13 protein-coding genes are annotated in these 14,612 nt (G+C 69.6%); 1 reads left to right on the top strand and 12 read right to left on the bottom strand.

All coding sequences use genetic code 11. From position 1 onward, the window contains the following. The 12 genes from nuoL to IE273_RS18975 are packed head-to-tail and all read right to left on the bottom strand — an operon-like array spanning position 1 to position 12,926. Positions 1–1,947, bottom strand: coding sequence for an NADH-quinone oxidoreductase subunit L (gene nuoL / locus IE273_RS19030; protein WP_189816399.1), 1,947 nt, complete (start codon positions 1,945–1,947; stop codon positions 1–3). Positions 1,948–1,962: 15 nt separating this feature from the next. Next, complete coding sequence (nuoK, locus tag IE273_RS19025) at positions 1,963–2,262, bottom strand: NADH-quinone oxidoreductase subunit NuoK (RefSeq protein ID WP_189816398.1); 300 nt, start codon at positions 2,260–2,262, stop codon at positions 1,963–1,965. Beyond that, positions 2,259–3,104 (bottom strand): NADH-quinone oxidoreductase subunit J, encoded by an 846-nt coding sequence (locus tag IE273_RS19020; RefSeq protein WP_189816397.1) that lies wholly within the window; start codon positions 3,102–3,104, stop codon positions 2,259–2,261. The genes nuoK and IE273_RS19020 overlap by 4 nt, the downstream gene beginning before the upstream one ends. Beyond that, a complete protein-coding gene (nuoI, locus tag IE273_RS19015; protein ID WP_189816396.1) occupies positions 3,101–3,751 on the bottom strand; it encodes an NADH-quinone oxidoreductase subunit NuoI in 651 nt (216 codons plus the stop codon). The genes IE273_RS19020 and nuoI overlap by 4 nt, the downstream gene beginning before the upstream one ends. After that, positions 3,744–5,111, bottom strand: coding sequence for an NADH-quinone oxidoreductase subunit NuoH (gene nuoH / locus IE273_RS19010; RefSeq protein ID WP_189816395.1), 1,368 nt, complete (start codon positions 5,109–5,111; stop codon positions 3,744–3,746). The genes nuoI and nuoH overlap by 8 nt, the downstream gene beginning before the upstream one ends. Then, positions 5,108–7,663 (bottom strand): NADH-quinone oxidoreductase subunit G, encoded by a 2,556-nt coding sequence (locus IE273_RS19005; protein ID WP_189816394.1) that lies wholly within the window; start codon positions 7,661–7,663, stop codon positions 5,108–5,110. The genes nuoH and IE273_RS19005 overlap by 4 nt, the downstream gene beginning before the upstream one ends. Next, positions 7,660–9,006 carry an NADH-quinone oxidoreductase subunit NuoF gene (nuoF, locus tag IE273_RS19000; RefSeq protein WP_041665426.1) on the bottom strand — a complete coding sequence of 449 codons (1,347 nt, stop codon included), beginning with the start codon at positions 9,004–9,006 and terminating at the stop codon, positions 7,660–7,662. Before nuoF ends, IE273_RS19005 begins: the two co-directional genes overlap by 4 nt. Then, positions 9,006–9,872, bottom strand: a complete 867-nt coding sequence (nuoE, locus tag IE273_RS18995) for an NADH-quinone oxidoreductase subunit NuoE (protein ID WP_189816393.1) — start codon at positions 9,870–9,872, stop codon at positions 9,006–9,008. The genes nuoF and nuoE overlap by 1 nt, the downstream gene beginning before the upstream one ends. Beyond that, positions 9,869–11,209 carry an NADH-quinone oxidoreductase subunit D gene (locus IE273_RS18990; RefSeq protein WP_189816392.1) on the bottom strand — a complete coding sequence of 447 codons (1,341 nt, stop codon included), beginning with the start codon at positions 11,207–11,209 and terminating at the stop codon, positions 9,869–9,871. The genes nuoE and IE273_RS18990 overlap by 4 nt, the downstream gene beginning before the upstream one ends. Next, positions 11,206–12,000 carry an NADH-quinone oxidoreductase subunit C gene (locus IE273_RS18985; protein ID WP_373309369.1) on the bottom strand — a complete coding sequence of 265 codons (795 nt, stop codon included), beginning with the start codon at positions 11,998–12,000 and terminating at the stop codon, positions 11,206–11,208. Before IE273_RS18985 ends, IE273_RS18990 begins: the two co-directional genes overlap by 4 nt. Beyond that, positions 11,997–12,551 carry a NuoB/complex I 20 kDa subunit family protein gene (locus IE273_RS18980; protein WP_007383964.1) on the bottom strand — a complete coding sequence of 185 codons (555 nt, stop codon included), beginning with the start codon at positions 12,549–12,551 and terminating at the stop codon, positions 11,997–11,999. Before IE273_RS18980 ends, IE273_RS18985 begins: the two co-directional genes overlap by 4 nt. 15 nt (positions 12,552–12,566) lie before the next feature. Next, a complete protein-coding gene (locus tag IE273_RS18975; protein WP_003992243.1) occupies positions 12,567–12,926 on the bottom strand; it encodes an NADH-quinone oxidoreductase subunit A in 360 nt (119 codons plus the stop codon). A gap of 742 nt (positions 12,927–13,668) precedes the next feature. Here IE273_RS18975 and IE273_RS18970 point away from each other — a divergent pair. Then, complete coding sequence (locus IE273_RS18970; RefSeq protein WP_189816391.1) at positions 13,669–14,499, top strand: C40 family peptidase; 831 nt, start codon at positions 13,669–13,671, stop codon at positions 14,497–14,499. The last annotated feature ends 113 nt before the right edge of the window (positions 14,500–14,612 follow it).

Here is a 14,612-nt window from a genome sequence, read left to right as displayed (position 1 = left end):
TCAGACCGCCCTCATCAGCAGGGTCGCGGCGACCAGGAGTGCCGCGCCGCCGAACATCGAGACCGCGTAGGAGCGGGCGAAGCCGTTCTGGAGCCGGCGCAGCCGTCCGGACAGGCCGCCGAAGCCGGCCGCCGTGCCGTTGACGACGCCGTCGACCAGGGTGTGGTCGACGTAGACCAGGGAGCGCGTCAGGTGCTCGCCGCCGCGCACCAGGACCACGTGGTTGAAGTCGTCCTGGAGCAGGTCGCGGCGGGCCGCCCGGGTGAGCAGGGAGCCGCGCGGGGCGACGGCCGGGACGGGCTTGCGGCCGTACTGGGCCCAGGCGATGGCGACGCCGACGACCAGGCACACCATGGTGGCGCCGGTGACCGTGGCCGCGCTGAGCGGGGAGTCGCCCTCGCTGTGGCCCGTGACGGGCTCCAGCCAGTTGAGGAAGCGGTCGCCGATGCTGAAGAAGGCACCGCCGAAGACCGAGCCGACGGCGAGGACGATCATGGGGATCGTCATGACCTTCGGGGACTCGTGCGGGTGCGGCTCGGCGTGCTCGCCACGGGTCTCGGCGGCGGGCTCCACGCTGGGCTCGGCCGGGGACGGGGTCGGGGCGTTGCGCCACCGTTCCTCGCCGAAGAACGTCATCAGCATCACGCGCGTCATGTAGAAGGCGGTGATGGCCGCGCCCAGCAGGGCCGCGCCGCCGAGGATCCAGCCCTCGGTGCCGCCCTTGGCGAACGCCGCCTCGATGATCTTGTCCTTGGAGAAGAAGCCGGACAGGCCGGGGAAGCCGATGATGGCGAGGTAGCCGAGGCCGAAGGTGATGAACGTGACCGGCATGTACCTGCGCAGGCCGCCGTAGCGGCGCATGTCGACCTCGTCGTTCATGCCGTGCATCACGGAACCCGCGCCGAGGAACAGCCCGGCCTTGAAGAAGCCGTGCGTCACCAGGTGCATGATCGCGAAGACGTAGCCGATGGGGCCGAGGCCCGCCGCGAGGACCATGTAGCCGATCTGCGACATGGTCGAGCCGGCCAGCGCCTTCTTGATGTCGTCCTTGGCGCAACCGACGATCGCACCGAACAGGAGCGTGACGGCGCCGACGACCGTGACGGCCAGCTGCGCGTCGGGGGCGGCGTTGAAGATGGCGCCGGAGCGGACGATCAGGTAGACGCCCGCGGTCACCATCGTCGCCGCGTGGATGAGGGCGGAGACCGGGGTCGGGCCCTCCATGGCGTCCCCGAGCCAGGACTGCAACGGCACCTGGGCGGACTTGCCGCAGGCGGCGAGCAGCAGCATCAGGCCGATCGCGGTGAGCTTGCCCTCGGAGGTGTCACCGGTGTGGCTGAGGACCGGGCCGAAGGCGAAGCTGCCGAAGGTGGTGAACATCAGCATGATCGCGATCGACAGGCCCATGTCGCCGACCCGGTTGACCAGGAAGGCCTTCTTCGCGGCCGTGGCGGCGCTGGGCTTGTGCTGCCAGAAGCCGATCAGCAGGTACGAGGCGAGACCGACGCCCTCCCAGCCGACGTACAGCAGCAGGTAGTTGTCGGCGAGGACGAGCAGCAGCATCGCCGCGAGGAACAGGTTCAGATAGCCGAAGAAGCGGCGGCGGCGCTCGTCGTGCTCCATGTACCCGACCGAGTACAGGTGGATCAGCGAGCCGACGCCCGTGATGAGCAGCACGAACGTCATGGACAGCTGGTCCAGGCGGAAGGTGACGTCCGCCTGGAAGCCGGCCACCGGGACCCAGCTGAACAGGTGCTGCGTCAGGGTGCGCTGCTCCGCGCCCTTGCCGAGCAGGTCGGCGAAGAGGATGAGGCCGAACACGAAGGAGGCGGCCGACAGGAGCGTGCCGATCCAGTGGCCGACGCGGTCCAGGCGCCGGCCACCGACCAAGAGGACGGCCGCTCCGAGCAGGGGCGCCGCGATGAGCAGCGCGATCAGGTTCTCCACGATTCTTCCGACCCCTTACAGCTTCATCAGGCTGGCGTCGTCGACCGAGGCCGAGTGGCGGGCACGGAACAGCGACACGATGATCGCGAGGCCCACCACGACCTCCGCGGCGGCGACGACCATCGTGAAGAAGGCGATGATCTGGCCGTCGAGGTTGCCGTGCAGCCGGGAGAAGGTGACGAACGCGAGGTTGCAGGCGTTCAGCATCAGCTCGATGCACATGAAGACCACGATGGCGTTGCGCCGGATCAGGACGCCGGTCGCGCCGATCGTGAACAACAGGGCGGCGAGGTAGAGGTAGTTGACCGGGTTCACTTCGACGCCTCCTCGGGCCGCTTGAACGTCTCCGGCTCGATCGCCCGGCGCTCCAGGCGCTCCTCCGCGCGCTGCTCCAGCGCCCGCAGGTCGTTGAGCGCCTCGGTGGACACGTCACGGATCTGCCCGCGTTCGCGCAGCGTCTTGCTGACGGTCAGCTCGGACGGGGTGCCGTCGGGCAGCAGACCCGCGATGTCCACGGCGTTGTGCCGGGCGTAGACACCGGGGGCGGGCAGCGGCGGGAGGTGCTTCCCCTCGCGGACGCGCTGTTCGGACAGCTCGCGCTGCGTCTTGGCGCGCTCGGTGCGCTCCCGGTGGGTGAGCACCATGGCGCCGACCGCGGCCGTGATGAGCAGCGCGCCGGTGATCTCGAACGCGAAGACGTACTTGGTGAAGATGAGGGACGCCAGCCCCTCCACATTGCCGTTCGCGTTCGCCCGGCCGGTGCCGGTGAACTCCTTCAGGGAGGCGTTGGCGATGCCGGCGAACAGCAGGACCCCGAAGCCGACCCCGCACAGAAGGGCCAGCCAGCGCTGGCCCTTGATGGTCTCCTTCAGGGAGTCCGCGGCCGTGACGCCTACGAGCATCACCACGAACAGGAACAGCATCATGATCGCGCCGGTGTAGACGACGATCTGCACGATCCCGAGGAAGTAGGCACCGTTGGCGAGGTAGAACACCGCGAGGACGATCATGGTGCCGGCGAGGCAGAGCGCGCTGTGCACGGCCTTCTTCATGAAGACGGTGCACAGGGCGCCGATCACCGCGACCGTGCCGAGGACCCAGAACTGGAAGGCCTCACCGGTGGAGGTGGTGTAGGCGGCGAGGTGCTGCGCGGTCATCGGCCGATCACCTTCTCCGAGGCCGGCTCGTCCTCGCCGAAGGTGGAGGCGGCCTCCTGCGGGACCTCGCCCTTGGAGACGGCCACCTGACGGACCGTGCCGGGCGCGGCCTGCGTCACCAGGCCGCGGTAGTAGTCCTGTTCGTCGGTCCCCGGGAAGATCGAGTGCGGCGTGTCGACCATGCCCTCTTCGAGTCCGGCGAGCAGCTGCTCCTTGGTGTAGATGAGGTTGGCGCGGCTGGAGTCGGCCAGTTCGAACTCGTTCGTCATCGTCAGCGCGCGCGTGGGGCACGCCTCGATGCACAGCCCGCACAGGATGCAGCGGGCGTAGTTGATCTGGTAGACGCGGCCGTACCGCTCGCCCGGCGAGTAGCGCTCCTCGTCGGTGTTGTCGGCGCCCTCCACGTAGATGGCATCGGCGGGGCAGGCCCAGGCGCACAGCTCGCAGCCGACGCACTTCTCCAGGCCGTCCGGATGGCGGTTGAGCTGGTGCCGTCCGTGGAACCGCGGAGCCGTGGTCTTCTTCTGCTCCGGGTACTGCTCGGTCAGCCGCTTCTTGAACATGGCCTTGAAGGTCACGCCGAAGCCGGCCACGGGGTTCTGGAAGCCGGGCTCGGTCCGCCCGGACTCCTGAGGCTCCTCAGCCATCGGACGCCTCCTTTCCATCCGAAGTTCCGTCACTGACAGTGTCCGGTCCAACACTGACAATCAGCTCCCGCTCGCCCCACCGGGGGCGGCGCCGCGGCGCCGGCGGCAGCTCCTGCCCGGGCAACGGCGGCACCGGGAACCCGCCCGCCATCGGGTCGAACGCCGGCTGCCGGCCGGCGGGCTCCTCGGCCGGCCCGGCCTTGTCGCGGAACATGTCCGCGACGAAGGAGACCAGCAGCAGGGCGAGGACACCGCCGCCGACGTAGAGGGCGATGTCGGCGAAGTCGTAGTTCTCGTTGCGCAGGGCGCGGACGGTCGCGACCAGCATCAGCCAGGTCAACGAGACCGGGATGAGGACCTTCCAGCCGAGCTTCATCAGCTGGTCGTAGCGGACGCGCGGGAGCGTGCCGCGCAGCCAGATGAAGAAGAACAGCAGCAGCTGCACCTTGATGACGAACCAGAGCAGCGGCCACCAGCCGTGGTTCGCGCCCTCCCAGAAGGAGCTGACCGGCCAGGGGGCGCGCCAGCCGCCGAGGAACAGGGTGGTCGAGACGGCCGAGACCGTCACCATGTTCACGTACTCGGCGAGCATGAACATCGCGAACTTGATCGACGAGTACTCGGTGTTGAAGCCGCCGACCAGGTCGCCCTCGGACTCCGGCATGTCGAAGGGGGCGCGGTTGGTCTCGCCGACCATGGTGACGATGTACAGGATGAAGGAGACCGGCAGCAGCAGGATGTACCAGCGGTCGTGCTGCTGCGCCACGATCGTGGACGTCGACATCGACCCCGAGTAGAGGAACACGGAGGCGAACGCGGCGCCCATGGCGATCTCGTACGAGATCATCTGCGCGCAGGAGCGCAGGCCGCCCAGGAGCGGGTAGGTGGACCCGGAGCTCCAGCCCGCCAGCACGATGCCGTAGATGCCGACCGAGGCGATGGCGAGGATGTAGAGCATCGCGATCGGCAGGTCGGTGAGCTGCATCGTGGTGCGGTGGCCGAAGATCGAGATCTCGTTGCCGGCCGGTCCGAAGGGGATCACCGCGATCGCCATGAAGGCCGGGATGGCCGCGACGATCGGCGCGAGGACGTAGACCACCTTGTCCGCGCGCTTGACGATGAGGTCTTCCTTGAGCATCAGCTTCACGCCGTCGGCGAGCGACTGGAGCATGCCCCAGGGGCCGTGCCGGTTGGGGCCGATGCGCAACTGCATCCAGGCGACGACCTTGCGCTCCCAGACGATGGAGAACAGCACGGTCACCATCAGGAACGCGAAGCAGAAGACCGCTTTGACGACGACCAGCCACCAGGGGTCGCGGCCGAACATCGAGAGGTCTTCAGCGGCGAGGTACGGGCTCATGCCTCCACCTCCTTGGGGGCCTCTTCGGCGACTGCCGCCGGGCCGATGCGGACGAGGGAGCCGGGCCGTGCCCCGGTGTCGGAGGCGACGCCGGCACCGACGGAGTTCAGCGGGAGCCAGACCACCCGGTCGGGCATCTCGGTGATCTGCAAGGGCAGTCCGACCGTGCCGGCGGGGCCGGTGACGGTCAGGATCTCGCCGTCCGCGACGCCCGCCTCGGCGGCCGTCGCGGCGGACACGCGCGCGCGTGCGGCGTGCCGGGTTCCGGCGAGCGCCTCGTCGCCCTCCTGGAGGACGCCCTGGTCGAGCAGCAGCCGGTGCCCGGCGAGCACGGCCTCCCCGGCGGCCGGGCGGGGCAGCGCGCCCGCGATCTCCATGGGCCCCGAGGCACGGGGGCCGTCCCAGGAGCCGAGCCGGTCGATCTCCGCGCGCGTGGTGCGCAGGTCCGGCAGGCCCAGCAGGCGGCGCCCGTCGGCGCCTTCGGCACCGTCCATGGCGTCGGCGAGCATGTGCAGCACCCGTGTGTCGGTCGGCGCGAGCGGGCGGGTCATCTGGTCGGGCTTGAGCGCGGCCTCGAAGAAGCGCACGCGGCCTTCCCAGTTGAGGAAGGTGCCCGCCTTCTCGGCGACCGCGGCGACCGGCAGGACGACGTCGGCGCGGGCGGTGACCTCGCTGGGCCGCAGCTCCAGCGACACCAGGAAGCCGACGTTCTCCAGCGCCTCACGCGCGCGTGCCGGGTCGGGCAGGTCGGCGACCTCCACTCCGGCGACCAGGAGCGCCGAGAGTTCGCCGGTGGCGGCGGCCTCGACGATCTGGTGGGTGTCGCGTCCGTAGCGCGCCGGGAGTTCGGTGAGGCCCCAGGCCGCGGCGACCTCCTCCCGCGCGCGCGGGTCGGTCGCCGGGCGACCGCCCGGCAGCAGCGAGGGCAGCGCGCCCATCTCGACGGCGCCGCGCTCACCGGCCCGGCGCGGGATCCACACCAGTTCGGCGCCGGTCGCGGTGGCGGCGCGCAGCGCGGCGGTGAGTCCGCCCGCGACACCGGCCAGCCGCTCCCCCACGACGATGACGGCGCCCTCGGCGCGCAGGGCCTCCGCGGCGAGCGTGCCGGGCTCCTCCAGGCCGACGCCGCTCGCGAGCGCGTCCAGCCACTCCGTCTCGGTGCCCGGCGCGGCCGGCAGCAGCGTGCCGCCCGCCTTCTCCAGGCCCCGGGTGGCGTGCGTGGCCAGCGAGAACACCCGCTGCTTGCGCTTGCGCCAGGCCTTGCGCAGCCGCAGGAAGACGCCGGGTGCCTCCTCCTCCGACTCGAAGCCGACCAGCAGGACGGCGGGCGCCTTCTCCAGGGAGGTGTACGTGGCACCCGTGCCTTCCCAGGACTCCGTCCGGGGGGACCCCCCGAGGTCCCGGCCCCGGCCGGCCACCCGGGCCGCCAGGAAGTCGGCCTCCTCGCCGCTGTGCACGCGCGCGCGGAAGTCGATGTCGTTGGTGTCGAGCACCACGCGCGCGAACTTGCTGTACGCGTAGGCGTCCTCGACGGTCAGCCGGCCCCCGATGAGGACACCGGCCCGGGAGCGGGCGGCGCTCAGGCCCCGCGCGGCCACCTCCAGGGCCTCCGGCCAGGAGGCGGGCTCCAGGACACCGTCGGCGTTGCGCACCAGCGGCGTGTCGAGGCGGTCCTTCTGCTGCGCGTACCGGAACGCGAAGCGTCCCTTGTCGCAGATCCACTCCTCGTTGACCTCGGGGTCGTAGGCGGCGAGCCGCCGCATGACCTTGCCGCGCCGGTGGTCGGTGCGGGTGGCGCAACCGCCGGAGCAGTGCTCGCACACCGACGGGGAGGAGACGAGGTCGAAGGGGCGGGAGCGGAACCGGTAGGCGGCCGAGGTGAGCGCGCCCACCGGGCAGATCTGGATGGTGTTGCCGGAGAAGTACGACTCGAACGGGTCTCCCTCGCCGGTGCCGACCTGCTGGAGCGCGCCCCGCTCGACCAGCTCGATCATGGGGTCGCCCGCGATCTGGTTGGAGAAGCGGGTGCAGCGGGCGCACAGCACGCACCGCTCGCGGTCGAGCAGCACCTGGGTGGAGATCGGTACGGGCTTCTCGTAGGTCCGCTTCTTGCCGTCGAAGCGGGACTCGGCGTTGCCGTGCGACATCGCCTGGTTCTGCAGCGGGCACTCGCCGCCCTTGTCGCAGACCGGGCAGTCCAGCGGGTGGTTGATGAGCAGCAGCTCCATCACACCGTGCTGTGCCTTCTCGGCGACCGGCGAGGTCAGCTGGGTCTTCACGACCATGCCGTCCGTGCACGTGATCGTGCAGGACGCCATCGGCTTGCGCTGGCCCTCGACCTCGACGATGCACTGGCGGCAGGCGCCGGCCGGGTCCAGCAGGGGGTGGTCGCAGAAGCGCGGGATCTCGATGCCGAGCTGCTCGGCGGCCCGGATGACCAGGGTGCCCTTGGGCACGCTGATCTCGATGCCGTCGATCGTCAGCGTGACGAGGTCCTCCGGCGGGACCGCCGCCTCTCCCCCACCCGCGGGAGCACTGGTGGTCACGGTCATGCGTTCACCTCCGGGCGGTCCGCCCAGGCCGTCGACTTGGCCGGGTCGAAGGGGCAGCCCCGGCCCGTGATGTGCTGCTCGTACTCCTCGCGGAAGTACTTCAGCGAGGAGAAGATCGGGGACGCGGCGCCGTCGCCGAGGGCGCAGAAGGACTTGCCGTTGATGTTGTCGGCGATGTCGTTGAGCTTGTCGAGGTCCGACATCACGCCCTTGCCGGCCTCGATGTCCCGCAGCAACTGCACCAGCCAGTACGTCCCTTCGCGGCAGGGTGTGCACTTGCCGCAGGACTCGTGGGCGTAGAACTCGGTCCAGCGGGTCACCGCCCGCACCACGCAGGTCGTCTCGTCGAAGCACTGGAGCGCCTTGGTGCCGAGCATGGAGCCGGCGGCGCCGACGCCCTCGTAGTCGAGGGGGACGTCGAGGTGCTCGTCGGTGAACATCGGCGTGGAGGAGCCGCCCGGCGTCCAGAACTTCAGGCGGTGGCCCGGCCGCATGCCGCCGCTCATGTCGAGGAGCTGGCGCAGCGTGATGCCGAGCGGGGCCTCGTACTGGCCGGGGCTCGCGACATGGCCGCTGAGCGAGTAGAGCGTGAAGCCCGGGGACTTCTCGCTGCCCATCGACCTGAACCAGTCCTTGCCGTTTTTCAGGATGGCGGGAACCGACGCGATCGACTCGACGTTGTTCACCACAGTGGGACAGGCGTAGAGGCCTTCCACCGCAGGGAAGGGGGGACGGAGCCGCGGTTGACCACGGCGGCCTTCGAGCGAGTCGAGCAGTGCGGTCTCCTCACCGCAGATGTACGCGCCGGCGCCCGCGTGCACGGTGAGCTGGAGATCGAGTCCGCTGCCCAGGATGTTCTCGCCGAGGTAGCCCGCCGCGTAGGCCTCGCGCACGGCCTCGTGCAACCGCCGCAGAACGGGGACGACTTCACCCCGCAGATAGATGAAGGCATGCGACGACCGGATGGCGTAGCACGCGATCACGATGCCCTCGATGAGGCTGTGCGGGTTCGCGAAGAGGAGCGGGATGTCCTTGCAGGTGCCCGGTTCCGACTCGTCGGCGTTGACAACTAGATAGTGCGGTTTCCCATCGCCCTGAGGGATGAACTGCCACTTCATCCCGGTCGGGAATCCCGCGCCGCCGCGGCCCCGCAGCCCGGAGTCCTTGACGTACGCGATCAGGTCGTCCGGCGACATGGCGAGGGCCTTGCGGAGCCCCTCGTACCCCTCGTGCCTCCGGTAGACGTCCAGAGTCCAGGACCGGTCGTCGTCCCAGAAGGCCGACAGCACGGGTGCGAGCAGCTTCTCCGGGCTCGGGTCCTTGACCTCGGATACCACGGTCATCACTCCCCCTCCTCTGCGGCAGGCCCCGCGGGGTGGGCAGGGTCGGAGGCCGATGTGTCCTGCGGCGCGTCATGGGAGCTCAGGTGCTCGGCCGGCGACGGCTCGTGCACCCTGTCCTGCGACTCCTCATGCGGACCTCCGCGCGGATGGACCACGCGCGCGGGTGCGGCCTCTCCCCTTGCCAGGCGGAGGCCCACCAGCGACGCGGGTCCCGCACTGCCGCCCTCCTCGACGGCCCCGGGCCGCTCGTCGGGGAAGCCGGCCAGGATCCGCGCGGTCTCCTTGAAGGTGCACAGGCGCGCCCCGCGCGTGGGCTGCACGGGGCGCCCCGCCCGCAGATCGTCGACCAGGTGCTTGGCGCTCGCCGGGGTCTGGTTGTCGAAGAACTCCCAGTTGACCATCACGACCGGCGCGTAGTCGCAGGCCGCGTTGCACTCGATGTGCTCCAGGGTGACCTTGCCGTCGTCCGTGGTCTCGCCGTTGCCGACGCCCAGGTGCTCCTGGAGGGTCTCGAAGATCGCGTCGCCGCCCATGACCGCGCACAGGGTGTTGGTGCAGACGCCGACCTGGTAGTCACCGGACGGCTTGCGCCGGTACATCGTGTAGAAGGTGGCGACGGCGGTGACCTCGGCCGTGGTCAGACCCAGCATGTCCGCGCAGAACCGCATGCCGGTGCGCGTGACATGGCCCTCCTCCGACTGCACGAGGTGGAGCAGCGGCAGCAGGGCGGACCGGGAGTCCGGGTAGCGCGCGATCACTTCGCGCGCGTCCGCCTCCAGCCGGGCCCGGACGTCGTCCGGGTACGCGGGCGCGGGCAGTTCGGGCATGCCCAGGCTGACGCCCCGCTCCGAAGAAGAGGTGGTCACCGGTCGACGCCTCCCATCACGGGGTCGATGGACGCGACGGCGACGATGACGTCGGCGACCTGGCCGCCCTCGCACATCGCCGCCATGGCCTGAAGGTTGGTGAAGGACGGGTCGCGGAAGTGGACCCGGTAGGGGCGGGTGCCGCCGTCGGAGACCGCGTGCACCCCGAGTTCGCCCTTGGGTGACTCGACGGCCGTGTACGTCTGTCCCGGCGGAACCCGGAAGCCCTCGGTGACCAGCTTGAAGTGGTGGATCAGGGCCTCCATGGAGGTGCCCATGATCTTCTTGATGTGGTCGAGGGAGTTGCCGAGTCCGTCCGGTCCCAGGGCGAGCTGGGCGGGCCAGGCGATCTTCTTGTCGGCGACCATGACCGGGCCGGGCTGGAGCCGGTCCAGGCACTGTTCGACGATCCCGAGCGACTGGCGCATCTCCTCCAGGCGGATGAGGAAGCGGCCGTAGGCGTCGCAGGTGTCGGCGGTCGGGACGTCGAAGTCGTACGTCTCGTAGTCGCAGTACGGCTGGGCCTTGCGCAGGTCGTGCGGCAGGCCGGTGGCGCGCAGGATGGGGCCGGTCGCGCCGAGGGCCATGCAGCCGGCGAGGTCGAGGTAGCCGACGTCCTGCATGCGGGCCTTGAAGATGGGGTTCCCGGTGGCGAGCTTGTCGTACTCCGGGAGGTTCTTCTTCATCTTCTTCACGAACTCGCGGATCTGGTCCACCGCGCCGGGCGGCAGGTCCTGGGCGAGTCCGCCGGGCCGGATGTACGCGTGGTTCATGCGCAGGCCCGTGACCAGCTCGTAGATGTCGAGAATCATTTCACGATCACGGAATCCGTAGATCATGATCGTGGTGGCGCCCAGCTCCATGCCGCCGGTGGCGATGCACACCAGGTGGGAGGACAACCGGTTCAGCTCCATCAGGAGCACCCGGATGATCTTGGCGCGCTCGGTGATCTGGTCCTCGATGCCGAGGAGCTTCTCCACGGCGAGGCAGTAGGCGGTCTCGTTGAAGAAGGACGTCAGGTAGTCCATGCGCGTCACGAACGTGGTGCCCTGCGTCCACGTGCGGTATTCGAGGTTCTTCTCGATGCCGGTGTGGAGGTAGCCGATGCCGCAGCGGGCCTCGGTGACCGTCTCGCCCTCGATCTCCAGGATCAGGCGGAGCACTCCATGGGTGGACGGGTGCTGGGGACCCATGTTGACGACGATGCGCTCGTCGTCGGCGCGGGCCGCGGACTGGACGACCTCGTCCCAGTCGCCACCGGTGACCGTGTAGACGGTGCCCTCGGTGGTCTCGCGCGCGGACGCGGCCGACGCGGCGGATGCTGACTGCGTGCTCACGAGTACGACCTCCGCTGGTCCGGAGCCGGGATCTGGGCGCCCTTGTACTCGACGGGGATGCCGCCGAGGGGGTAGTCCTTGCGCTGCGGGTGGCCCTGCCAGTCGTCCGGCATCATGATCCGCGTCAGGGCCGGGTGACCTTCGAAGACGATGCCGAAGAAGTCGTAGGTCTCGCGCTCGTGCCAGTCGTTCGTCGGGTAGACGGAGACCAGGGACGGGATGCGCGGGTCGCTGTCGGGCGCGCTGACTTCGAGGCGGATCAGCCGGTTGTGGGTGATCGAGCGCAGGTGGTAGACGGCGTGCAGCTCGCGCCCCTTGTCCTGCGGGTAGTGGACGCCGCTGACGCCGGTGCACAGCTCGAAGCGCAGCGCCGGGTCGTCACGCAGGGTGCGGGCGACGCGGACCAGGTGCTCGCGTTCGATGTGGAAGGTCAGCTCGCCGCGGTCGACGACCGTCTTCTCGATGGCGTTCTGCGGGAGGAGTCCCTGTTCCTCCAGGGCGCCCTCCAGCTCGTCGGCGACCTCGTCGAACCAGCCGCCGTAGGGCCGGGTCGCCGGTCCCGGGAGTCGGACCGAGCGGACCAGTCCGCCGTAGCCGGAGGTGTCGCCGCCGTTGTTGGCGCCGAACATGCCGCGCTGGACGCGGATCTCCTCGCCGCCCTGGCCGCGCTGGCCGGGGAGGTTGGAGGCGGAGAGGTCCTTCTCGGGGTTCACCCCGTTCGCGGAGCCGTTCACCCCGTTCGCGGAGCCGTTCACCCCGTGGTTTCCCTGGGTGCCGTTCGCGTCGCTCACCGCAGCAGCCCCTTCATCTCGATCGTGGGCAGGGCCTTGAGCGCCGCCTCCTCCGCCTCGCGGGCCGCCTCTTCGGCGTTCACGCCGAGCTTGGAGGACTGGATCTTCTGGTGGAGCTTGAGGATCGCGTCCATCAGCATCTCGGGGCGGGGCGGGCAGCCGGGCAGGTAGATGTCGACCGGGACGATGTGGTCGACGCCCTGGACGATCGCGTAGTTGTTGAACATGCCGCCGGAGGAGGCGCAGACGCCCATGGAGATCACCCACTTGGGGTTGGGCATCTGGTCGTAGACCTGCCGCAGGACGGGCGCCATCTTCTGGCTGACCCGGCCGGCGACGATCATCAGGTCCGCCTGGCGCGGTGAGCCGCGGAAGACCTCCATGCCGAAGCGGGCCAGGTCGTAGCGGCCGGCGCCGGTGGTCATCATTTCGATGGCGCAGCAGGCGAGGCCGAAGGTGGCCGGGAAGACGGACGCCTTGCGCACCCAGCCCGCGGCCTGCTCGACGGTGGTCAGCAGGAAGCCGCTCGGCAGCTTTTCTTCGAGTCCCATGTCGTTAAAGGCCCCTCAGTCCCATTCCAGGCCGCCGCGCCGCCATACGTACGCGTACGCGACGAAGACGGTGAGCACGAAGAGCAGCATCTCCACGAGCCCGAAGATCCCCAGGGCGTCGAAGGTGACGGCCCAGGGGTAGAGGAAGACGATCTCGATGTCGAAGACGATGAAGAGCATCGCCGTCAGGTAGTACTTGATGGGGAAGCGCCCGCCGCCGGCCGGCGTGGGGGTCGGCTCGATGCCGCACTCGTAGGCTTCGAGTTTCGCGCGGTTGTACCGCTTCGGACCGATCAGCGTGGCCATGACCACGGAGAAGATCGCAAAGCCTGCCCCGAGGGCTCCCAGTACGAGGATGGGCGCATACGCGTTCACCGCTCCTCGCTCCTCTCAGTCGGCGCTGACTGCTGGCGGTTGCACTGGGCTCACACCGGCCTCACCGGCCCCACGAACCCCGCTCGCCCCGGCGAAGATCGCGAACATGTGAAGCAGGTCACAAGCCCAACTGCCTCGCATCTTATGCCCGCCGCTCTGTGATCTGCGACACGGGGTATTGCACAAGCTTTGTGATCTCCACCACCTGACGAAGGATCATGAAGTCGGATGATGGGTGATCTTCATACGCGAAGCGTTCAGTTGATCACCAGAAGTGACAATCTTGCATGTCACCGCAGGCCGGAGGGGGCGTCTCCATATCAAGAGACTTCCGACGCATGCAAATTGGCGGTGGACGCGCAGGGCTGGTAGTGGGGCGCGTTCACACCTCGGGGGGAGGTCGGGGCGGGATGTGGACGCGGTCGGGGCGCGTGCACGCGTTCACGAGCCGAACACGCGCCGGACGCCACCATTCCGGTAATCGTTCCGTGACGTCCGCCACATTCATGAGAGGCGTCTGAGAACCGGGCTTGGCCAACGAACCCAACCAGTGGTAAGCGGGGGGCAATTCGGACTTAATGATCAAAGACCGTGATCAAGGGCTTGATCGCGGGCGTCCACAATGTCCGTTACGGCGTCAATAAAGAGCGACACGCCCGGGTTTCCGGGTCTCGATTGAACAACTGTGGCGCAGCACACGTTTCTTGAAGATATGAAGGAGCCCCTGGTACCGGTTGTTCCCATGTCCCACACCGCTCACATACGCAGCCACCGGAAGCCCCGCCGCAGCGCGTCGACCCTCGCGATGCGGGCCGGAGTTGCCGGTGGCGTCCTCGGCACCCTGGCAGTCGCCGGGGCGTCCGGCTCGGCGAACGCTGCCGAGCCGGTGACGCAGACCCTCGAACTGCCCACCCTGACGGCCGATCTGGCCGCTCAGGCGGCCCAGTCCGCGGACGCCACCGAGCAGGCCGCCGCGAACTACCAGCTGCAGGCCGAGCGTGACGCGGCTGCCGCGAAGGCCGCGAAGCAGGCCAAGGCGGACCTCGCCGACGCCAAGGAGAAGGCGGCGGAGGCCAAGAAGAAGGCCCAGGAGGCCGCCCGCAAGGAGGCCGCCGCCCGCGCCTCCCGCACCGCGGAGCGGACCACGCTCTCCACCACGGCGGACGCCGGCTCCACCACCATCTCCACGTCCACCAGCACCAGCACGTCCACGGCCACCGGTTCGGCCGCGGCCGTCATCAGCTTCGTGAAGGCGCAGGTCGGCAAGGCGTACGTCTCCGGCGCCACCGGTCCCTCCGCCTACGACTGCTCCGGCCTGGTGCAGACGGCCTTCAAGCAGGTCGGCATCAGCCTGCCGCGCGTCTCCCAGGACCAGTCGACGGCCGGCACCCAGGTCTCGCTGAGCAACCTCCAGCCGGGCGACATCCTGTACTGGGGCAACTCGGGCGCCGCGTACCACGTCGCGGTGTACGTCGGCGACGGCATGTTCGTCGGCGCGCAGAACCCCTCCACCGGTGTCGTGGAGCGCCCGCTGTCGTACGACCCGCCCACCGGCGCCGTACGGGTGCTCTGAGCGCACCCCGCACCTCTCACACGCGTAGGGCCGCAGCCACTCGGTGGCAGCGGCCCTCGCGGCGTCCCCGGAACCCCGCGCGCCGCCCTTGGAACGCCGCGCGCCGCCCTTGG

The organism is Streptomyces olivaceoviridis, from assembly GCF_014650115.1.
GTDB classification, from domain to species: domain Bacteria; phylum Actinomycetota; class Actinomycetes; order Streptomycetales; family Streptomycetaceae; genus Streptomyces; species Streptomyces olivaceoviridis.
Note: the sequence above shows the minus strand (reverse complement) of the source record. Positions and strands in the feature narration are given on the sequence as shown.